At 38.7% G+C, this 21,593-nt stretch carries 16 protein-coding genes and 1 riboswitch; of the genes, 14 read left to right on the forward strand and 2 right to left on the reverse strand.

Going from position 1 to position 21,593, the window contains the following annotated elements; genetic code table 11:
* Positions 1 to 21: 21 nt before the first annotated feature.
* Positions 22 to 1,272 (reverse strand): extracellular solute-binding protein, encoded by a 1,251-nt coding sequence (locus tag IGJ03_RS05430; RefSeq protein WP_048736998.1) that lies wholly within the window; start codon positions 1,270 to 1,272, stop codon positions 22 to 24.
* A 259-nt stretch (positions 1,273 to 1,531) separates the two neighbouring features.
* Between IGJ03_RS05430 and IGJ03_RS05435 the strand changes: the two genes are divergently transcribed.
* The 9 genes from IGJ03_RS05435 (at position 1,532) to lpdA (ending at position 16,272) form a co-directional block, all read left to right on the forward strand.
* Positions 1,532 to 3,298, forward strand: coding sequence for a glycoside hydrolase family 13 protein (locus IGJ03_RS05435; protein ID WP_033599063.1), 1,767 nt, complete (start codon positions 1,532 to 1,534; stop codon positions 3,296 to 3,298).
* 27 nt (positions 3,299 to 3,325) lie between these two features.
* Complete coding sequence (locus tag IGJ03_RS05440; protein WP_002394410.1) at positions 3,326 to 4,951, forward strand: glycoside hydrolase family 13 protein; 1,626 nt, start codon at positions 3,326 to 3,328, stop codon at positions 4,949 to 4,951.
* A gap of 1 nt (position 4,952) precedes the next feature.
* Positions 4,953 to 6,566 (forward strand): glycoside hydrolase family 13 protein, encoded by a 1,614-nt coding sequence (locus IGJ03_RS05445; protein ID WP_141439622.1) that lies wholly within the window; start codon positions 4,953 to 4,955, stop codon positions 6,564 to 6,566.
* A gap of 169 nt (positions 6,567 to 6,735) precedes the next feature.
* Positions 6,736 to 7,317, forward strand: a complete 582-nt coding sequence (locus IGJ03_RS05450) for a TMEM175 family protein (RefSeq protein WP_141439625.1) — start codon at positions 6,736 to 6,738, stop codon at positions 7,315 to 7,317.
* Positions 7,318 to 7,398: 81 nt separating this feature from the next.
* Positions 7,399 to 7,566, forward strand: a riboswitch (M-box (ykoK) riboswitch).
* Positions 7,567 to 7,789: 223 nt separating this feature from the next.
* Positions 7,790 to 10,402, forward strand: a complete 2,613-nt coding sequence (mgtA, locus tag IGJ03_RS05455) for a magnesium-translocating P-type ATPase (protein WP_002413922.1) — start codon at positions 7,790 to 7,792, stop codon at positions 10,400 to 10,402.
* Positions 10,403 to 11,000: 598 nt separating this feature from the next.
* Positions 11,001 to 12,116: a pyruvate dehydrogenase (acetyl-transferring) E1 component subunit alpha gene (pdhA, locus tag IGJ03_RS05460; protein ID WP_002357768.1), complete on the forward strand. Its 1,116-nt coding sequence runs from the start codon at positions 11,001 to 11,003 to the stop codon at positions 12,114 to 12,116.
* A 2-nt stretch (positions 12,117 to 12,118) separates the two neighbouring features.
* Positions 12,119 to 13,096, forward strand: coding sequence for an alpha-ketoacid dehydrogenase subunit beta (locus IGJ03_RS05465; protein WP_002357767.1), 978 nt, complete (start codon positions 12,119 to 12,121; stop codon positions 13,094 to 13,096).
* Positions 13,097 to 13,238: 142 nt separating this feature from the next.
* Entirely contained in the window at positions 13,239 to 14,858 is a 1,620-nt protein-coding gene (locus tag IGJ03_RS05470; protein ID WP_425135833.1) for a dihydrolipoyllysine-residue acetyltransferase, read from the forward strand.
* A gap of 7 nt (positions 14,859 to 14,865) precedes the next feature.
* Entirely contained in the window at positions 14,866 to 16,272 is a 1,407-nt protein-coding gene (gene lpdA, locus IGJ03_RS05475; RefSeq protein ID WP_002357765.1) for a dihydrolipoyl dehydrogenase, read from the forward strand.
* Positions 16,273 to 16,384: 112 nt separating this feature from the next.
* Here the strand turns inward: lpdA and IGJ03_RS05480 are convergent, their stop codons facing one another.
* Positions 16,385 to 17,371, reverse strand: a complete 987-nt coding sequence (locus IGJ03_RS05480; protein ID WP_375804707.1) for a PocR ligand-binding domain-containing protein — start codon at positions 17,369 to 17,371, stop codon at positions 16,385 to 16,387.
* Positions 17,372 to 17,531: 160 nt separating this feature from the next.
* Here IGJ03_RS05480 and IGJ03_RS05485 point away from each other — a divergent pair, with 160 nt between their 5' ends.
* From IGJ03_RS05485 to IGJ03_RS05505, 5 genes are all read left to right on the forward strand, one after another.
* Positions 17,532 to 18,671: a glycerol dehydrogenase gene (locus IGJ03_RS05485; RefSeq protein WP_002363858.1), complete on the forward strand. Its 1,140-nt coding sequence runs from the start codon at positions 17,532 to 17,534 to the stop codon at positions 18,669 to 18,671.
* A 12-nt stretch (positions 18,672 to 18,683) separates the two neighbouring features.
* The gene (gene dhaM, locus IGJ03_RS05490) at positions 18,684 to 19,082 is read left to right on the forward strand and encodes a dihydroxyacetone kinase phosphoryl donor subunit DhaM (protein WP_010712393.1); all 399 of its coding nucleotides are present in this window, start codon (positions 18,684 to 18,686) and stop codon (positions 19,080 to 19,082) included.
* On the forward strand, positions 19,083 to 20,066 hold the full coding sequence (gene dhaK, locus IGJ03_RS05495) for a dihydroxyacetone kinase subunit DhaK (protein WP_002357760.1): 984 nt from the start codon (positions 19,083 to 19,085) through the stop codon (positions 20,064 to 20,066).
* Between the two features lie 12 nt (positions 20,067 to 20,078).
* Entirely contained in the window at positions 20,079 to 20,681 is a 603-nt protein-coding gene (gene dhaL, locus IGJ03_RS05500) for a dihydroxyacetone kinase subunit DhaL (RefSeq protein ID WP_002357759.1), read from the forward strand.
* Positions 20,682 to 20,804: 123 nt separating this feature from the next.
* Entirely contained in the window at positions 20,805 to 21,587 is a 783-nt protein-coding gene (locus IGJ03_RS05505) for a hypothetical protein (RefSeq protein ID WP_181366861.1), read from the forward strand.
* Positions 21,588 to 21,593: the final 6 nt, after the last annotated feature.

Consider the following 21,593-nt stretch of genomic DNA (forward strand, 5'->3'; position numbering starts at 1 on the left):
CGTCCCATTTCTTTACTCTTTTTATTCTTTTGCTTCTTTTGATGTGTCTTGGACTAATTTATCTAATTTTGCTTGATAATCCGCAGGTTTGATATTGCCTTTGTACGTATCATTGATCACTGCATCCATCGCAGGCCAGAATGAAACGATTTCTGGGATTTTTGGCATTACCACAGAGTGGGTTGGTTGCGCCATTTCTAAGATAGCTTTTGCAACAGTATCTTGTGTAACTTCTTCGTTTGTTTGTAATTTTTTGTTTGAAGGGACAAAACCGATTTCTTTGAAGTAAGTCATTTGTGATTTTTCACTGGTTAAATAGTTTGCTAATGTCATTGCGGCCAATGGTGCTTGTGTTTGTTGGTTGACAGCAAAACTACGAACGCCCAAGAAAGCTTTCATTTGTTTTTCTCCATTGCCAAAATCAATGGTTGGATAGGCAGCAGCCCCCATTTTGTCGCCAAGAGCTTTTTCTACATCGTTTTTAGACCAAGGACCAGAAAGGAAGGCATCCGTTTTGCCAGAACCTAGATTAGACAATGCTTCTGTATTTGATTGGATCACACCAGGATTATTTTTTTGATCGGCAATCCATTGTAATACTTCTATACCTTGTTGGTTGTTAAAGTTGGTACCTTTTGGATCTTCGCCATTTTCACCATATAAGTAATCGCCGTTACTCATAAATAGAGGACCGAAGATATAATTTGCGCCATCTTCGCCAAAATTGGTACCGATTTTGCCTTTTTCAGTTAAAGACTTCCAAGTTTTGATTTCCTCTGGAGAATACGTATCTTTGTTATAATAAAGAACTTGTGACTCTACGGCATAAGGGTAGGCATAGACTTTGTCTTTCCAAGTGACTCCTGCGACTGCCGAATCGATATTGTTTTCTTTGACTTCTTTTTCATATTTTGTGTTAGGGTAAATCAGACCAGCTTCTGCCATTTGACCAATTTGATCATGTGGCATCATGAAAACATCTGCGGCAGCTTTAGGATCTTTTGCAATGTCTTTTTTAGCATCTGCCGAATTTCCAGCAGTTAAGTTAACTTTAATATCGGGGTTTTCTTTTTCGAAATCGGCGACAACTTTTTTAAAGACGCCCATATATTCAGTATCAACCCATAATTTTACGTCACCAGCTGCTTTATTTGCTGAACCGCTTTCATTTTCAGCTTTCGTTTTTTCTGCGCCACCACAGGCAGTAAGTAAAACCGCGGAAGCACTTAAAAGGATACCGCCCATTAAAATCTTTTTCCAATTCGCTTTCATTTTTGAACCCTCCAAAAATTATTTTTTACAAGTCTTATTATGCAACCGATTGCGGAAATAATCAAGTGTTTTTCATCGAGAAAGTTAAAAAAGTTTTTTTGTTATAAATAACATACTGTTTATTTAAAGTGGTGTATACCACTAATTAAGCATTTTAAATAAAAAAATAAAAAAGGGTATACAAATGCAATCGTTTGCGCTAAAATGTGTTCGAGTATTAGAAAATACACGAAAAGCGACAATTAAAGGAGAGAATTAAATGAACACTGCTGCAATCTACCATCGTCCAGAAAGTGAATTTGCTTATCTTTATACAGAAGAAACCATGCATATTCGTTTGCGTACGGCAAAAGGCGACATTGCCTCTGTCCAATTAGTGCAAGGAGATCCTTATCTTTTAGGAAAAGAAAAGTGGTACCAACAGTCGTTAACCATGGAGAAGTTAGTATCTACGGAGTTATATGATTACTGGTTTATTGCATTAAGTGCAAAATTTAAACGCCTTTCATATGCTTTTACTTTAGTAGGGACGGATGGCTTGACGGCGTTTTATGGCGAACACGGCATTTATCCTTTAGAAGAAAAGTATTTAGCGATGGCGAATAATTATTTTCGGATGCCGTATTTTCATGAAATCGATCGTTTTAAAGCACCTGAATGGGTAAAAGAAACGGTTTGGTATCAAATATTTCCAGAGCGTTTTGCAAATGGTGATCCCGCCAATGATCCTGAAGGGACGTTGCCGTGGGGATCTAAAAGACCAGATCGACAAGATTTTTTTGGTGGGGATTTGCAAGGGGTGCTAGATCATCTTGATTACATTGAAGATTTAGGTGTTAATGGCTTATATTTTTGCCCGGTTTTTGAAGCGTTTTCTAATCACAAATATGATACGATTGATTATTTAAAAATTGACCCAGCTTTTGGTGATGGCGCTACCTTTAAGCGTTTAGTCGAAGAGTGTCATCGACGGGGCATTAAGATTATGTTGGACGCCGTTTTTAATCATATGGGGGACACTTCGCCTCAATGGCAAGATGTGTTAAAAAATGGCCAGGACTCAATTTATGCCGATTGGTTCCACGTAAATGAGTTTCCAGCTAGCTATGAAGAAAGTGCTGATTTTGAAGAAGCAAGCAACATTACCTATGATACTTTTGCATTCACTCCGCATATGCCTAAATTAAATACAGCAAATCCAGAAGTGCAAGCCTATCTTTTAGAAATTGCTCGTTATTGGATTGAGGAATATGATATTGACGCTTGGCGTTTAGATGTGGCAAACGAAGTGGATCATGCGTTCTGGAAAAAATTCCGGCAAACATGTGATGACGCAAAAGAAGATTTTTATATTTTAGGAGAAATTTGGCACTCGTCGCAAAGCTGGCTCCAAGGAGACGAATTTCATGCAGTGATGAATTATGCATACACAGATGCGATTATGGGATACTTTGTCAAGCAAGAACTGTCCTTGGAAAAGATGCTTTCTGAAATGAACAACCAGTTAATGCTCTATCGACAACAAACGAATCAAATGCAGTTTAATGTTTTAGATTCCCACGATACACCACGCTTATTGCATGAAACGAAAGAGGATAAAGAGCTGATGCGCCAAGTGTTAGCGTTTACGTATATTCAACCAGGCGTCCCTTGTCTTTACTATGGTGATGAAATTGGTATGACAGGTGATATGGATCCTGATTGTCGTCGTTGTATGGTTTGGGAGGAAAATCAGCAAGATTTGGATTTGAAGGAATTTGTAAAATCATTGATTGCCCTTCGCAAAAAGTATGCGGCTGTTTTTTCTGGTGGAACAATCGATTGGACAGGAACTTCTTTTGAAACGGGGTTGATTAGACTCGCTTGTCGTTTGGATGAACAAACGATCTATGGGATTTTTAATACTGGCCAAGAGACACAATTTGTTGATAGAACTGATCGAGAAGTTTTGCTAAGTTCTTCTATCGAAACTGCTTCAGAACAGATAATGGTTTTACCAAAAGGTTTTCTTTTATATCAAGCATAATAATTAAGCAAAGGAATGTGAAGAAGAATGGAAAAACATTGGTGGCAAGAAGTCGTGGTTTATCAGATTTATCCTCGCAGTTTTAAGGATAGCAATGGAGATGGCATTGGAGATTTACCAGGAATTATTGAAAAATTGGATTATTTGGAAACGTTAGGCATTGGGGCTATTTGGTTATCACCAGTTTATCAATCACCCAATGATGACAATGGTTATGACATTTCTGATTATGAAGCGATTATGACAGAGTTTGGGACGATGGCGGATATGGATCGTCTAATTGAGGAAGCGAAAAAGCGAAAGATTGAAATTATTATGGACTTAGTGGTTAACCATACGTCAGATGAACATCGTTGGTTTATTGAAGCGAAAAAAAGCAAGGAGAACCCCTACCGAGACTATTATGTATGGGCTGATCCTGCTTCAGATGGCGGTGTGCCTAACCGATTGAAATCTGCCTTTTCGGGTTCGGCGTGGACGTTTGATGAAGCGAGTGGGCAATACTATTTGCATTTGTTTAGTAAAAAACAACCAGATTTAAATTGGGAAAACCAACAAATGCGTCAGTCGGTTTACGAGATGATGAATTTTTGGATTGATAAAGGAATTGGCGGTTTCCGTTTAGATGTAATTGACTTAGTGGGTAAAATTCCAGGAGAAGAGATCACCGCGAATGGACCTCATTTACATCGTTATTTACAAGAAATGAACGCCGCGACATTTGGCGGCAAAGAGCTGTTAACTGTGGGTGAAACATGGGGGGCCACACCTGAAATTGCAAAAATGTACTCTAGTCCAGAGCGTCATGAATTATCTATGATTTTTCAGTTTGAACATATGAGCTTGGATCAACAACCAGGTAAAGAAAAATGGGACCTTCAGCCAATGGAAGTTGCCAAGTTGAAACAGGTTTTTGCAAAATGGCAAACAGAATTAGGAAATGATGGCTGGAATTCTTTATTTTGGAATAACCATGATTTACCGAGAATGATTTCACGTTGGGGAAATGATCAAGAATATTGGTTGGAAAGCAGTAAGTTATTCGCTATTTTACTGCACATGATGAAAGGCACACCTTATATTTATCAAGGGGAAGAAATTGGTATGACCAATACGCCGATCACAGATATTCGTGAAGCACGGGATATCGAAACAATTAACATGTACCATGAGTATTTGGAAAAAGGATATTCTAAAGAAGAAATTTTGCTGAAAATTAATACTAAAGGTCGCGACAATGCACGCCGGCCTATGCAGTGGACCGCTGAAAAAAATGCGGGCTTTACGACGGGTACACCTTGGATTGATGTTAATCCCAATTATCAAACGATTAACGTCGCTGCTGCTTTGGCAGATAAAAATTCACTATTCTATACGTACCAAGAAATGATTCGTTTGAGAAAAGAACATCCTTTAATCGTTTGGGGCAACTTTGAATTGCTGGAAACAGTGGAGGAAGTGATCAGTTTTTATCGTACCTATGGTGAGGAACGCTGGCTTGTTGTAACGAACTTTTCTGACAAAGTTCAGCCATTTTCTGCAGACGTTTCTGTAGAACAAGTAATGATTGAAAATATGCCGACAGATGTCACTGCTTTAGCAGACTATTCGTTAGCGCCTTGGCAAGCATTTGTTGTGAAAGTGAGTCAATAAGATGGACCAATGGTGGAAAAATGCTGTCGGTTATCAAATTTATCCTCGGAGTTTTAAAGATAGCAACGGGGATGGTATTGGTGATTTGCAGGGAATTATTGAGAAATTACCGTATTTAAAAGAACTAGGGGTCGATTTTTTATGGTTAAATCCGATTTACACTTCGCCAAACGTTGACAATGGTTATGATATTGCGGATTATCAAGGGATTCAGCCAGAATTTGGTACGATGGAAGATTTTCAAGAACTTTTGGACCAAGCGCATCAATTAGGTTTGAAGATTATTCTTGATTTAGTGGTCAATCATACCAGTGATCAACATCCGTGGTTTGTTGAAGCGAAAAAAAGTTTAGATAATCCGTATCGTGAGTATTATTTATGGGCCGATGCGACACCAGAACGTATGCCGAATGAATGGCAAAGCTTTTTTGGTGGCTCGACTTGGACGTATGACGCGGGTACAAAACAAGCATATTTTCATGTGTTTGCAAAAGAGCAACCTGATTTGAACTGGAAAAATCCTAAAGTTCGTGAAGAGATTTATGCGATGATTCGCTGGTGGTTAGATTTGGGAATTGATGGTTTCCGATTAGATGCGATTAGTCATATCCAAAAAGAACCTTGGAATTTTAAGATTACCACGAATCCATGGGCTCCCTTTATGAATGTAAAAGGCATTGAAGACTATATGCTGGATTTGAAAGCTATTTTTGCTGAGTATGACATCATGACAGTGGGGGAAGCTAGTGGCGTTTCAAGTAAAAAAGCGGTGGAATGGACCAATGATGCGGGCTATCTGAATATGATTTTTGAATTAGAGCACAATGTTCGAGAAGGAAAGCCAGGAGAAGAACGGTTAAATATTTTAGGCTATAAAAAAGTAATGGCTCGCTGGCAAAAGCATTTAGGGACAGAAGGCTGGAATGCATTATATGTAGAAAATCATGATAATCCCAGAATCAATTCAATTTTAGGCAATGAAACCTCTCATTCTGCTAAGGCGATTGGAACAATCGCCTTGCTCTTGCGAGGAACGCCGTTTATTTATCAAGGACAGGAAATCGGCATGGTTAATTATCCGTTTCAACAGATTGACGAGTTAGATGCTAAAGATTCCCATAACCATTATCGTTTGCTTATAGAAAATGGCTACGATGCGAAACAAGCATTAAAAGAAGTGGCGCATTGGACGCGGGACCATTCGCGTACGCCTATGCAGTGGACGAATCAAGAGGCAAGTTCATTCACCTCGGGGCATCCTTGGTTAGCAATTCATCCCAATTTCAAAGAAATAAATGTGGCTGATCAAGAAACGGATGCACAATCCGTGTTGAATTATTATAAAAAGTTAATTGCGCTGCGGAAAGAAAATCCAGTCTTTACAGATGGACAGTTTGAACTATTAGCGCCCAATCATCCGTCTGTTTTTGCTTTTTTAAGAAAAACAACTGAGGCAACAGCGTTAGTGATTGTCAATTTAAGTGGAGAAAAGTGCCAATTTGACTTGCCGAATAAATTACTAGGCAGAAAGTGGCAACAATTGTTAGGGAATCAAGATTTTACGGTGAAAAAACGGATGCAGTTAGCACCTTATCAAGCAGGGGTCTTCCAATAACTGATTTGTTCTATAACGAGTGCAAAAGGCTTACTTTTAAGTGGGGCTCTTGCACTCGTTTTTAGGAACTTCAACAACCGAGAGACTTCATAAATAATTGAATTTTTGCAGAAATGCGTTATACTTACTTTGGGTAAGTTATTTAATTTTATGAAAGTAGGGGGAAATGATGCCGAAAACACGTGTAGAAGCATTTACAGATGCAGTCATTGCGATTATTTTAACGTTGTTAATTTTAGAATTAAAAATTCCTGAAAAAGCAGATTGGTCTGCTCTGACCCAATCTGGACACAAAATCATTATTTATTTAATTAGTTTTATTACTTTATTAATTTATTGGAACAATCATCATCATTTATTTCAAAGTGTCCGTAAAATTGATGGACGTGTCCTTTGGATGAATAATTTATTAATTTTGACGTTGACGTTTTTCCCGTTTGTTACTGGTTGGGTAGGTGAACATCCGTTTTCTTGGCCGCCACAAGCTTTGTATGGCTTAGTAGTATTAGGAGCTGATGTTGCTTATTATCTAGTGGTGCGGGCATTGATTCAGGCAAATGGGCCCAAATCCGAAGTACAACGTTTGTTTGGCCACTATCCAAAATTAACGCTTTCGATTGTGTTGAATATTATTGCGTTGATTGTGGGTAAACTGGTAGCGCCAATCGCTGTCCTGATTATTGATACGATTGTTTTAGTCATGTGGTTTATTCCTGAGCGAAAAGCAGAAATAAAGGAAATTTTAAAGTAGTTATTTTTTATTTATAACAAAAAAGTCATAAATCTTTTGACAAGAATGTCAAACTCCTCTATTATAAGAAGTGGATAAAAACTGAATAATTGTTAGGTGAGGCTCCTATTTGGACAAATGCTGCTGCCGCGAAAGGATCGAGAGACCCTTAGTTGGTTGAACAGGAATAATCGTGAAGGTTATTCATAATGTAGCTGATACATGTTATCTACGCCCTATAGTGCTAAAGCTCAACGATAGAGAATCTTATTTAAAGATGATATTTTGGGACGTACTCTATTGTTGGGTAGGTCCTTTTTTGTGTGTTTGGCAAAAAAGCAATTATTCACTGGAAGTATAAATAAGAAAAAGAAAGGATGACTGTCATGGAAGACCCTGGAAGTGAACAGAGAAACAAAATACAGTCACCAATGAAAGGAGAAGATTTTAGCGCTCTTTTCGGCAGGTGACCACAACCTTGGAGGAAAAGAAAATGATGAACAAAAAAACAATGGATATGAGAAAAGCCACCAAAGATCAAGAATTACGTAAATTGGCTTTGCTTTCTGAACGGGAATTAATGATGGAATTACGGACATCTGAAAAAGGACTCTCGAATGAAGATGCCGAAAAAAGATTAGAGGAATTTGGACCAAACGAAGTTTCTGCACAAAAGCCAACCCCAGCAATTATTTTATTTTTAAGTGCATTCAAAGATCCGTTTGTCTATGTCTTAGCCTTATTGATGGTCGTTTCAACATTAACGAAAGATTTCGAAGCCGCTATCGTGATGGGCGTGATGATTTTAGCCAGTGTCTTGATTGCTTTTATACAAGAATATCGTTCTCAAAAAGCGAGTTTGGATTTAAAAGAATTAATTGAAAACACCGCTGCAGTGACACGGGAAGGAATTACGAAAGAAATTCCAATGGACGAAATTGTTCCAGGAGACATTGTAACTTTAGCTACAGGAGACATGATTCCTGCAGATGCCGTGTTGATTTGGACCAAAGATTTATTCGTTAATCAATCGTCGCTAACAGGCGAATCCATGCCTGTCGAAAAATTTGTGGATGCAGGTGTGGATCGTCAACAAACAGAGGTTTCTGCATTAGATATGCAAGACCTAGTGTTTATGGGCACAGATGTCTTGAGTGGACAAGGAAAAGCGATTATTTTAAAAACTGGGCAACATACATTTTTTGGTGATATTGCTAAAAATGCTACAACACAACGAGGAAAAACTAGTTTTGACTTAGGCTTAGCAAAAGTCAGTAAGTTTTTATTACGAATGGTAATGATTTTGTTTCCAATCGTTTTCTTGATTAATGGTTTAACTAAAGGTGCTTGGGGCGAAGCGTTTTTCTTCGCGATTGCCGTTGCAGTTGGTTTGACACCAGAAATGTTGCCAATGATTGTTACGAGTAACTTAGCCAAGGGTGCATTATCCTTATCGAAACATAAAGTCATTGTTAAAGAATTAGCGGCTATCCAAAATTTGGGTGGTATGGATGTGCTCTGTACAGATAAGACTGGAACGATTACCGAAGATCGTGTAGTTTTGGTTCAACATTTGAATCCATTAGGTGATTTGAGTGACGAGGTTCTAAATTTAGCCTACTTAAATTCTTCTTATCAAACAGGTTGGAAAAATTTAATGGATATTGCCGTTATTAATTTTTATGAAGAGCATCAATGGAAAACGCCGTTTAAAAATGTCACTAAAATTGATGAAATTCCTTTTGATTTTTCCAGACGCCGCTTAACGGTTGTCGTGAATGCAGATGATCATCAATTGATGATTACGAAAGGCGCCGTGGAAGAAATGGAAGAAGTGTGCACGCATGCGCAAATTAATGGCGAAATTGTACCATTAAGCAGTGCTGTACGAGAAGAACTACGCCGAGTGAATGTTCAAATGAACAAACAAGGGATGCGTGTGTTAGCGGTAGCTGTAAAAAAAGATGTCCACAAAGAAGCAGTTTATTCAGTTGAAGATGAAAAAGAGATGACATTGATTGGATTTATGGGTTTTCTTGATCCAGCAAAGGAGTCAGCCGTCAGCGCTATCCGCTCCTTACATGAACATGGTGTCAACGTGAAAGTGCTAACGGGCGATAATGATATTGTCGCCAAAAAAGTCTGTAAAGATGTAGGTATTGAAGTTTCCCATGTGTTATTAGGTTCTCAAATTGAAGCAATGACAGATGAAGAGTTGCGGGCGCAAGTGGAAGAAACTAATTTATTTGCCAAATTAAATCCGATGCAAAAATCTAAAATTATTGAATTGCTACAAGCAAAAGGTCATACGGTTGGTTTTATGGGGGATGGCATTAATGATGCACCGGCATTACGAAAAGCTGATGTGGGCATTTCAGTAGATACTGCAGCTGATATTACTAAAGATGCTAGTTCGATTATTTTACTGGAAAAAAGTTTAAATGTACTGGAATCTGGTGTGATTGAAGGACGAAAAGTATTTAGCAATATGATGAAATATATTAAAATTACCATCAGTTCTAATTTTGGGAATGTCTTTTCAATTTTAGTAGCCAGTGCCTTTTTACCATTCCTACCAATGCTTTCCTTACAACTCTTGATTCAAAATTTGATTTATGATGTGGCTCAGTTGACAATTCCTTGGGATAATGTCGATGAAGAAGAGTTATTAAGCCCTGTTCGGTGGGAAACGAACGGGCTAGCGAAATTTACGGTATGTATTGGCCCGGTAAGTAGTATTTTCGATATTCTAACGTATCTTGTCATGTGGTTTGTGTTTAGCGCCAATAGTTTGGCAACTCAACATTTATTCCAAACAGGTTGGTTTATGGTGGGACTTGTTAGTCAAACGTTAGTTGTTCATATGGTCCGGACGCGGAAAATACCATTCATTCAAAGTCGTGCATCAATGCCTGTGATGTTAAGTAGTTTAGGCGCAATTTTACTCGGTTTCCTGATTGTAGCAACGCCTATAAGAGAGGTTTTTGACTTTGTGAAACTTCCGGCTAACTACTGGCCATGGTTCTTTGGAATCATCATTGCGTACATGTTAACTGTTGAAGTAGCTAAACGTTTATATATTAAAATTACCAAGGAATGGATTTAGTAAAATCTACTGAAAGAGAAAAGAAATTGCTAAGCTGTATTACTCGTTTTGCGAAAATTTGGTGATTTTACGTAATGAATGTTCGTGATAAAACCTAAGGTAAAGTATTTGTTAAAAAAACGAGCCCAAAAAAATAAAAATTAACGAAAAAAACTTTGTTCTCTAAAAAATAAAAAACCGCATGCTGAGTAGGTTACTCGGCTGACGGTTTTTATTTTTTGGTTTTTTCAAGATAATTTTCATGAAAACGCAAAGTTCGGAAATCAGATTACTAGCCAGCTCGGGGATGAGAGAGCTCGAATTAATAGAACTGTTATATAATATTTTCAAAATAGAATATAACAGTTAGGAGAAAAATAGTACAGAAGAAGTGTAGAACGGAAACCGTTTTCTTGTTTGTGAAAATTATCACTAAACCGCAAAAACATGCGGTTTTGCTCTTTTGTGAAAAAATGAAGAAATTAGAGTTTTTTTCTTGCGCTTTTTCGAATTTAGTGATAATTTGTTAAGTGTAGTCGATAAAAAGTAATACAGTTTCGCACTCTGTTTTACTTTTATCGAAATTAAAGAAACGTAATAGAGAGGATTGTGTGACAAAATGGCAAAGGCTAAGAAACAAAAACCTATTGACTTTAAAGAGCTAATGGCTAAAGTCGACGCTGATTTCCCAACTTTCCAAATCTTGGATCAAGATGGAAAAATTGTGAATGAAGATTTAGTACCTGATTTATCGGATGAGGAATTAGTTGAATTAATGACACGCATGGTTTGGTCTCGTGTGTTAGACCAACGTTCTACTGCATTAAACCGTCAAGGACGCTTAGGATTCTTCGCGCCAACAGCTGGACAAGAAGCAAGCCAATTGGCAAGTCAATTTGCAATGGAAAAAGAAGACTACTTATTACCAGGTTACCGTGATGTACCTCAATTAGTACAACATGGTTTACCATTAAGAGAAGCTTTCTTATGGTCTCGTGGTCACGTAGCAGGGAACTACTACGCGGAAGATTTAAATGCATTACCACCACAAATTATCATTGGTGCTCAATACATCCAAGCAGCTGGTGTTGCTTTAGGATTGAAAAAACGTGGAAAAGAAAATGTTGTCTTCACTTATACTGGTGACGGCGGTTCTTCACAAGGGGACTTCTATGAAGCAATTAACTTTGCTGGTGCTTACCAAGCAAACGGTGTCTTCATTATCCAAAACAATGGTTTTGCGATTTCTACACCTCGTGAAAAACAAACAGCGGCTAAAACTTTAGCTCAAAAAGCTGTTGCAGCAGGAATTCCTGGTATTCAAGTTGATGGTATGGATCCATTAGCAGTTTACGCAATTGCAAAAGAAGCACGCGATTGGTCAGCTGCAGGAAACGGTCCAGTTTTAATTGAAACATTAACCTATCGTTATGGTCCACATACTTTATCTGGAGACGATCCAACACGTTACCGTTCAAAAGAAATGGATGACGAATGGGTACAAAAAGATCCATTGACTCGTTTCCGTAAATATCTAACAGATAAAGGCTTATGGTCTGAAGCAAAAGAAGAAGAAATTATTGAAAAAACAAAAGAAGAAATCAAAGTAGCGATTGCAGAAGCGGATAAAGCGCCAAAACAAAAAGTTTCTGATTTCTTGAAAAATATGTTTGAAGTTCAACCTCAAACAATTAAAGAACAAATTGCATTTTATGAAGCGAAGGAGTCGAAATAAAAATGGCACAAAAAACTATGATCCAAGCAATTACAGATGCCTTAGCTCTTGAATTAGAGAAAGACGAAAATGTCTTAATCTTCGGTGAAGACGTTGGTAACAACGGTGGGGTTTTCCGTGCAACTGAAGGTTTACAAGAAAAATTTGGTGAAGACCGCGTCTTCGATACACCTTTAGCTGAATCTGGTATCGGTGGATTGGCTTTCGGTCTTGCCTTGCAAGGTTACCGTCCAGTTCCTGAAATCCAATTCTTTGGTTTCGTTTTTGAAGTATTTGACGAAATCGTTGGTCAAATGGCTCGTACGCGTTACCGTATGGGTGGAACTCGTAATATGCCAATTACTGTTCGTGCCCCATTTGGTGGTGGTGTTCATACACCAGAACTTCACTCAGATAACTTAGAAGGATTAATCGCACAATCACCAGGTGTTCGTGTTGTTATTCCATCAAACCCTTACGATGCAAAAGGACTATTAATTTCATCTATTCGCAGCAACGATCCAGTTGTCTACTTAGAGCACATGAAATTATACCGTTCATTCCGTGAGGAAGTGCCAGACGAAGCTTATGAAGTACCTTTAGATAAAGCGGCTGTAACTCGTGAAGGAACAGACGTATCAATCATCACTTACGGCGCTATGGTTCGTGAAGCGATTAAAGCAGCTGATAGCTTAGCGAAAGACAATATTTCAGCAGAAATCATTGACTTACGTACAGTGGCTCCTTTAGATGTGGAAACAATTATTAACTCTGTTGAAAAAACTGGCCGTGTGGTTGTCGTTCAAGAAGCACAAAAACAAGCTGGCGTTGGCGCTATGGTTGTTTCTGAAATTTCTGAACGTGCCGTATTATCATTAGAAGCACCAATCGGACGTGTATCTGCTCCAGATACAATCTTCCCATTCGGACAAGCAGAAAATATCTGGTTACCAAATGCGAAAGATATCGAAGCAAAAGCTAGAGAAATCGTCGAATTTTAATAGTTATTCGAAGTAGATAAACGAAGAATTAAACAGGTGGAATACGGCTATAGGCATGAAATGTTCAGCTACTATAGTCGTTTCCCCGCGTTTTGCTCCTAAGAAAATAGACAGATCCAACGAAGAAGGGAAGACTTAAAAAATGGCTTATCAGTTTAAATTACCGGATATCGGTGAAGGGATTGCCGAAGGCGAAATCGTTAAATGGTTTGTAAAACCTGGCGATACAATCAACGAAGACGATACGTTATTAGAAGTACAAAATGACAAATCAGTGGAAGAAATTCCATCACCAGTAACAGGTACTGTAAAAAATATTGTTGTACCAGAAGGAACAGTTGCAAACGTTGGTGACGTGTTAATCGAAATCGACGCACCTGGTCACGAAGATAACGATGCAGCACCAGCAGCTCCTGCACAAGAACAAACACCAGCACAACCTGCTGCTGTACCAACAACAGAAGCAGCTGGCGGATTTTTCCAATTCAAATTACCAGACATCGGTGAAGGAATTGCCGAAGGCGAAATCGTTAAATGGTTCGTTAAAGCTGGCGACACAATTAATGAAGATGATTCATTATTAGAAGTACAAAATGACAAATCAGTAGAAGAAATTCCATCACCAGTAACAGGTACTGTAAAAAATATCGTTGTACCAGAAGGAACAGTTGCAAACGTTGGTGACGTGTTAGTTGAAATTGACGCACCTGGTCATAATTCAGCAGCACCGGCAGCCGCAGCACCAGCTACTGACGCTCCTAAAGCGGAAGCATCAGCTCCAGCCGCTTCAACAGGCGTAGTTGCAGCCGCTGATCCAAACAAACGCGTTTTAGCAATGCCATCTGTTCGTCAGTATGCGCGTGAAAAAGACGTTGATATTACACAAGTAACTGCAACTGGTAAAGGTGGCCGTGTCATTAAAGCGGATATTGATGCCTTTGTCTCTGGTGGTTCTCAAGCAGCACCAGCTACTGAAGCTGCCGCAACAGAAGCAGCACCTAAAGCGGAAGCAGCTGCACCTAAAGCAGCGCCAAAAGCCTTTACTTCTGATTTAGGCGAAATGGAAACACGTGAAAAAATGACACCAACACGTAAAGCAATTGCTAAAGCAATGGTTAACAGCAAACACACTGCTCCTCACGTAACATTACATGATGAAGTAGAAGTTTCTAAATTATGGGATCACCGTAAGAAATTTAAAGATGTTGCTGCTGCAAATGGTACAAAATTAACATTCTTACCATACGTTGTAAAAGCATTGACTTCAACTGTTCAAAAATTCCCAATCTTGAATGCATCAATCGATGACGCAGCACAAGAAATTGTTTACAAAAATTACTTTAACATTGGTATCGCTACTGATACAGATCATGGCTTATATGTACCAAATGTTAAAAATGCTAATACGAAGAGCATGTTTGCTATCGCTGATGAAATCAACGAAAAAGCAGCAATGGCTATCGAAGGTAAATTAACTGCACAAGATATGCGTGATGGTACAATCACAATTAGTAACATTGGTTCAGTCGGTGGCGGCTGGTTTACACCAGTAATCAACTACCCTGAAGTTGCTATTTTAGGCGTTGGTACAATTGCACAAGAACCAGTTGTTAATGCAGACGGCGAAATCGTTGTGGGACGCATGATGAAATTATCATTAAGCTTTGACCACCGTATCGTTGACGGCGCAACTGCTCAAAAAGCAATGAACAACATTAAACGCTTATTAGCTGATCCAGAATTACTATTAATGGAAGGATGATTAACAAATGGTAGTAGGAGATTTCGCCATTGAACTAGATACAGTCGTAATCGGAGCTGGTCCTGGAGGATACGTTGCCGCAATTCGTGCCGCAGAAATGGGTCAAAAAGTTGCGATTATCGAACGTGAATACATCGGAGGCGTTTGTTTAAACGTTGGATGTATTCCTTCAAAAGCTTTAATTGCTGCTGGACATCATTACCAAGAAGCACAAGATTCTTCAACTTTTGGTGTAACAGCTAAAGGAGTCGAATTAGACTTTGCAAAAACACAAGACTGGAAAGATAACACAGTTGTTAAATCATTAACAGGCGGCGTTGGCATGTTATTGAAAAAACACAAAGTAGAAATTATTGAAGGCGAAGCATTCTTCGTTGACGAAAATACATTGCGTGTTATTCACCCAGACTCAGCACAAACTTACTCATTCAATAATGCTATTGTAGCAACAGGTTCTCGTCCAATTGAAATCCCAGGATTCAAATTTGGCGGACGCGTGTTAGATTCTACAGGCGGTTTAAACTTAAAAGAAGTTCCTAAAAAATTCGTTATTATCGGTGGCGGTGTCATCGGTGCTGAATTAGGTGGCGCTTATGCTAACTTAGGTTCAGAAGTAACAATTTTAGAAGGTAGCCCATCAATTTTACCAACTTATGAAAAAGATATGGTTAAAGTTGTCACAGACGACTTCAAGAAGAAAAACGTAACAATCGTGACTTCTGCAATGGCTAAAGAAGCTGTTGACAATGGCGATAGCGTCACTGTTAAATATGAAGTTAACGGAAAAGAAGAAAGTGTTGAAGCAGATTACGTAATGGTCACTGTTGGACGTCGTCCAAACACAGACGACTTAGGCTTAGAACAAGCGGGCGTTGAAATTGGCGAACGTGGTTTAATCCCAGTTGACAACCAAGGACGTACTAACGTGAAAAACATCTTCGCAATCGGCGACATCGTACCAGGTGCTGCGTTAGCGCATAAAGCAAGCTACGAAGCAAAAATTGCTGCTGAAGCAATTTCTGGTAAGAAAGTTGCAGTTGATTACAAAGCAATGCCAGCTGTTGCCTTTACTGATCCAGAATTGGCAAGCGTTGGTATGACTGTTGCAGAAGCAAAAGAAGCGGGAATCGAAGCAAAAGGCTATAAATTCCCATTTGCTGGTAACGGCCGTGCAATCTCTTTAGATAAAACTGAAGGATTCATGCGTTTAGTTACAACTGTAGAAGACAATGTCATCATCGGTGCACAAATTGCCGGTGTCGGTGCAAGTGACATGATTTCTGAATTAGCTTTAGCTATTGAATCTGGCATGAATGCAGAAGACATTGCTTTAACAATCCACCCACACCCATCATTGGGCGAAATTACTATGGATACAGCTGAATTGGCTTTAGGTTTACCAATTCATATTTAATAGTATCACTTTGTCGCACGACAGATATAATGCGCCTTTTGCACTTGTTGCATTAGCCACAGCAAGAGCAAAAGGTGTAAAAAAACAACGACTTCTCTAAGTCGTTGTTTTTTTATGATCTGTTCTTTCTTTTACGGTATTTAAGAGGTGTTTCACCCGTTTCTTGTTTAAAGATACGGACAAAATAGCTATCTTCAACAAACCCTAAATCTTCACTGATTTGGGCAATTGTTTTATCTGTCTCCAAAAGAAGCTGTTTAGCCCATGTGATTTTTAATTGTCGATAAAATTGACTAAAGGGAATACCAAACTCCTCTTTTAATAAACGACTTAAATACGTCGGTGTCAAATGAACAAAGTCTGCCAGTTCTTGTAAATTTAAACGCAGCGATTTGTTTTCCCAAAGGGCATCTAAAACCGGTTGTAATTGCTTATTTTTAGTTTGATAGGCACTTGAAGGAGTTAATTGAGCAGTTAATAAAGTTTGTTGAATATCTTTTTGGATCATATTCAATGGCTCCAGCTCTTCTTTTCGCGAACTAATCTGTAAGGATTGTTTGTACGTATTGATTAAATAATCTTTTTTGATGGCTTCAGAAATAATATATTGGCTTAAATCTGCGATTAATGTCGCGCTCTTTTCTAAGTCTGCTAGTTCTAAAACAGGGTATTGTTGATACAGCTCTTGGTGTGTTACTAAAAATTCTTGAATGAAGGCATCATTCATGGTTAAAACCTGTTCTAACTCTTCTTGGTGATCTTCGAGCAAAACTTCACCAGCCATAATGGCTCCTACATACTGGTCATCAACAATAATGGGGATGGCCATATCAACGATATTAAAGTGACAACGGTAGATAAAAGGCTGACCAGTGCGAACGGCTTCCAAGCCACCACGAGCATCACATTTTTCACAAAGTTTCGAGAGCTCAGGGGAGTTACGTACCAGTTGGCAAAAGGGTTGAACTTGACTATGTTTCGTCACAGGACGACCTTTATAATCGACTAAAATAATGGCTAAACGAGTGCTTAAGGCCAATGATTCTTGCAATTTTTCCCACTTTTCTAAATCTAAAATATTTTTTAATTCTACAGTCATAAGGCAATCCTTCAATCTAAAGTTTAAAAATCATAATATTTTATTATTTCACAAAATAATTCTATCATTTTTTGCAAGAAAACGATACCAAAAGTTCAATGCTTTTTGAATGAAAGCGTTTTATACTATGTATGTAAACAAAATATAGGAGGCTATCAACATGAGAAAAGCATTGATTTTACCAACGAAATATGTTCAAGGGGAAGATGAATTACTAAACTTAGGTTACTTCGTTTCAACTTTTGGAAAAAAAGCGTTACTAATTGCAAATCCTGCTGACGTTGATCGTGTACGTCCACAATTGGAAGAAACAGCGAAAAAGTTTGACATTACCTTCGTAGAGGGTGGCTTTAGTGGAGAAGTAACGCGTGAAGAAACAAAGCGCTTGCAAAACGTTGGACAAAAAGAACAAGCAGACTGTATCATTGGTTTAGGTGGCGGTAAAGCAATCGATGCTTCAAAAGTCGTAGCAGAAGGTGAAAACTTAATTATTGTACCAACGATTGCGGCTCAAGATGCACCAACTTCGCATTCAGCTGTACTATATCATGAAGATGGCTCATTTGATGATTATGCTTACTTTAAACAAAGTCCAAGCGTCGTTATGGTTGATACAAAAGTGGTTGCCAAAGCGCCAACTAGATTTTTAGTTGCTGGAATGGGGGATGCCTTATCCACATATTTTGAAGCACGCGCAACACACAATTCATATTCTCGGGTTAATGCTAGTTTGCCCATGGGTTCAAGAGAAGGCTTAACGCCTGCTGCTAGCGGCACATATGCAGCTTTGGCCATGGCAAAACTTTGCTGGGAAAACCTCCAGGAAGATGGGTTAAAAGCGAAATTAGCTTGTGATGCAAATGTGGTTACTGAATCATTGAATAAGATTATCGAAACAAATATCTTACTTTCAGGTTTAGGTTTTGAAAGTGGTGGTTTAGCTGCAGCGCATGCGATTCATAACGGTATGACAGTCTTACCTGGTGCGCACAGTTATTTACATGGTGAAAAAGTAGCCTTTGCAACAATTGCACAACTTGTATTAGAAGATGCAGCTAAAGACGAATTAGAAGCTGTTTTAGACTTTAGCGCTTCTGTAGGTTTACCATTAACGCTTTCAGACATTGGTGTCGATGAAATCACTTATGAAGAAGCGTTGGAAGTAGCCAAAATTGCTTGCATTCCAGAAGAATCAATTCATTCAATGCCATTTCCAATTGTCGTTGAAGAAGTAGCGAATGCAATCATTGTTGCAGATAAAGTCGGACAAGAATATAAAACAAGACATAAATTAGATTAAGGAAGTGTCCACATGAAAGCAGATATTTTACTCGTTTCACATAGCAAAATGATTACAGATGGTATTAAAGAGATGATTGAACAGATGAACGCCAGTGAAGAAATTAAGATTCATTCACTTGGTGGCACATCAGATGGTTCATTAGGTTCAGATCCAATGAAAATCATTGACACGATTAACGAAGCGGACTCTGACCGAGAATTTTTAATTTTTGCCGATTTAGGCAGTGCCGTTTTAAGTTCAGAATTAGCTTTTGATATGCTAGAAGAAGACCAACAGAAACATTATCATTTAGTCGATGCCCCATTGGTTGAAGGTGCCTTTGCGGCAGCAATTACTGCAGGTGTCTCAGATGATTTGACGCAAATTTTAGCAGAAGCTCAAAATGCTGGTAAGAAAGGGTGGAACTAAATGAAAAAAATTATTAATGAACCTGGTAAAATTGTCGAAGAAATGCTCCAAGGAATTGTGAAAAGCTATGGAAACCTTGTTCATCAAGTCGAAGATTCTCGCGTGATTGCTCGCAACGACTCAAACAAACAAGTTGGGTTAGTATCTGGTGGCGGAAGTGGTCATGAGCCTGCACATGCTGGGTTTGTTGGTGATGGAATGTTAAATGCCGCAGTTTTAGGTGATGTCTTTACTTCACCAACACCAGATCAAATTTTAACAGGGATCCAAGCGGCAGACCAAGGGGCCGGTGTTCTGTTAATCGTAAAAAATTATACAGGCGATATTTTGAACTTTGAAATGGCCAAAGATATGGCTGATATGGAAGACATTCATGTAGAAATGGTCGTTGTCGATGACGATATTGCAGTCGAAGATAGCACCTATACCGCTGGAAAACGCGGCGTTGCCGGGACTGTTCTTGTCCATAAAATTTTAGGACATCATGCCCGCCAAGGTGCTTCTTTAGAAGAGCTCGTTTCTTTAGGAGAAAAAATTGTAGCAGCCACGAAAACAATTGGAGTGGCTTTAAAAGCAGCCACTGTGCCTGAAGTTGGCAAACCAGGTTTTACTTTACCAGAAGATGAAATTGAATTTGGCGTAGGGATTCACGGAGAACCAGGCTATCGTCGTGAAAAAATCCAACCATCGAAAGAGTTAGCGAAAGAATTAGTTGAAAAAACATTAAGTAGCTATGAACAACAACCACAAACAGTGGGGGTACTTGTCAATGGCATGGGCGGCACGCCATTAATGGAACAATTTGTATTTATGAACGACGTGCTAACATTATTAGAAGATAAAGGTGTTCAAGTGACCTTCCATAAAGTGGGTAACTATATGACGTCTATTGACATGCAAGGATTATCTTTAACGATGATTGACTTGGCGACAAAAGACTGGCAAACAGCGCTAGAAAGCAATGTAACAACAATTTCTTGGTAAGGGTGATAAAAGATGGAATTAACAGTACAAGACATTCAAACATGGTTAGACAACTATTCAAAAGTTATTGAAGAAAAAAAAGACTATTTAAGTGAATTAGACACGCCGATTGGTGATGGGGATCACGGTAACAACATGGCTCGTGGTATGGCTGAATACAAAATTGCGTTTGACAAAAAAGTACCAACAACAATCACGGAGACATTTAAAGTCCTATCCATGGCTTTGATTTCAAAAGTTGGCGGAGCTTCTGGTCCTTTATATGGTACTGCGTTTATGAATATGACTAAAGCGACAAAAGATTTGGAAACCATCAGTTCGCCAGAGCAATTAAAAGAAATTGTTCAGCAAGGTCTAGCTGGGATTCAGATGCGTGGCAAAGCTGAACCAGGAGATAAAACGATGGTTGATGTCTGGGCACCTGTTGCTGAAGTGATTGGAACGGAACAATTTAATGAAGAAAAAATTGAACAATTTGCTGAAGCAACAAAAGATTGGGTGGCGAAAAAAGGACGTGCCTCTTATTTAGGGGAACGAGCAATTGGTCATATTGATCCAGGAGCAGCATCTAGTGCATTATTATTTGAAGAACTAGTCAAAGTAATCAATCAATAACAGTGAGAAAAAAGTTTAGCAAGTGCCTCTCTTGAAGCGCTTGCTAAACTTTTTTATAAATAATGGTTTCTTTTGTTCATCTATGGGATAATTTAAGTAACAAAAAATAACAAAGATAGACAAATGGGGGATTTAAAGATGAAAAAGCATGTGATTGTGGGATGTTTATTAATCGTTAGCTCAATGTTTGTAAGTGCTTGTGGAAATTCGTCAGACGTGACCACGGAAAAAACCAGTGTCACAAAACAAGTCGAAGCTACGGGACAAAGCACATCCTCTTCTGTAGACCAAACCAAGTATGATGCCATTATTACAGAAGCTAAAAAGTTAACGGCAGAGGGGCAATATAAAGAATCAGAAGAAAAATTAGCTACGATCCCTGTTAGCGATTTAGGGAAACCACACTATTCGATCATTAAAGAAACGGTTGAGAAACTAAATAATCAAAATAATGAAGGCTTAAAAAGACAAGAAGAAGTCGCGGTTGAAAAGCAAACGAAGTCGAGTCCGGCACAAACAGAATCACTTAAACCGATTCCAGATGAATTTGCTAAATGGGCAACCACGTATCTTTTTTATTATCCACGAGGAGATCAAAAGCAAGCGGGGTTAATCATTGAAGCGAATGGAGCGGTCACGCAGACGAATACGAATGGCGAAATTTACACAGGAAAAGCCGAAATAAGTGGAGCTTCGGGCACTATTTTAAGTTATGATACGACTAGTTATCGCCCGACGACCCAACCAGCTACAAAATCGATTACTCCAAATGTTAAAATCACTGTTACTTGGAACAATGGCGGCGGTGTTGATGTTTATTATGGCTACGTTTCTTATTCACAACGTTTAGCTTTGACAGATGGTATCGCCGTGACAGACGGGGTCAAAGAAGTTTGGCTTTCATAAAAAGAG

Origin of the sequence: Enterococcus sp. DIV1315a, from assembly GCF_051712325.1 — a bacterium.
Taxonomy (GTDB): Bacteria; Bacillota; Bacilli; order Lactobacillales; family Enterococcaceae; genus Enterococcus; species Enterococcus faecalis.

What these genes read in the sequence shown, in the direction of transcription:
- IGJ03_RS05430 (WP_048736998.1), bottom strand. Translation starts at nt 1,272, where the DNA reads ATGAAAGCGAATTGGAAAAAGATTTTAATGGGCGGTATCCTTTTAAGT.
- IGJ03_RS05435 (WP_033599063.1), top strand. Translation starts at nt 1,532, where the DNA reads ATGAACACTGCTGCAATCTACCATCGTCCAGAAAGTGAATTTGCTTAT.
- IGJ03_RS05440 (WP_002394410.1), top strand. Translation starts at nt 3,326, where the DNA reads ATGGAAAAACATTGGTGGCAAGAAGTCGTGGTTTATCAGATTTATCCT.
- IGJ03_RS05445 (WP_141439622.1), top strand. Translation starts at nt 4,953, where the DNA reads ATGGACCAATGGTGGAAAAATGCTGTCGGTTATCAAATTTATCCTCGG.
- IGJ03_RS05450 (WP_141439625.1), top strand. Translation starts at nt 6,736, where the DNA reads ATGCCGAAAACACGTGTAGAAGCATTTACAGATGCAGTCATTGCGATT.
- mgtA (WP_002413922.1), top strand. Translation starts at nt 7,790, where the DNA reads ATGATGAACAAAAAAACAATGGATATGAGAAAAGCCACCAAAGATCAA.
- pdhA (WP_002357768.1), top strand. Translation starts at nt 11,001, where the DNA reads ATGGCAAAGGCTAAGAAACAAAAACCTATTGACTTTAAAGAGCTAATG.
- IGJ03_RS05465 (WP_002357767.1), top strand. Translation starts at nt 12,119, where the DNA reads ATGGCACAAAAAACTATGATCCAAGCAATTACAGATGCCTTAGCTCTT.
- IGJ03_RS05470 (WP_425135833.1), top strand. Translation starts at nt 13,239, where the DNA reads ATGGCTTATCAGTTTAAATTACCGGATATCGGTGAAGGGATTGCCGAA.
- lpdA (WP_002357765.1), top strand. Translation starts at nt 14,866, where the DNA reads ATGGTAGTAGGAGATTTCGCCATTGAACTAGATACAGTCGTAATCGGA.
- IGJ03_RS05480 (WP_375804707.1), bottom strand. Translation starts at nt 17,371, where the DNA reads ATGACTGTAGAATTAAAAAATATTTTAGATTTAGAAAAGTGGGAAAAA.
- IGJ03_RS05485 (WP_002363858.1), top strand. Translation starts at nt 17,532, where the DNA reads ATGAGAAAAGCATTGATTTTACCAACGAAATATGTTCAAGGGGAAGAT.
- dhaM (WP_010712393.1), top strand. Translation starts at nt 18,684, where the DNA reads ATGAAAGCAGATATTTTACTCGTTTCACATAGCAAAATGATTACAGAT.
- dhaK (WP_002357760.1), top strand. Translation starts at nt 19,083, where the DNA reads ATGAAAAAAATTATTAATGAACCTGGTAAAATTGTCGAAGAAATGCTC.
- dhaL (WP_002357759.1), top strand. Translation starts at nt 20,079, where the DNA reads ATGGAATTAACAGTACAAGACATTCAAACATGGTTAGACAACTATTCA.
- IGJ03_RS05505 (WP_181366861.1), top strand. Translation starts at nt 20,805, where the DNA reads ATGGGGGATTTAAAGATGAAAAAGCATGTGATTGTGGGATGTTTATTA.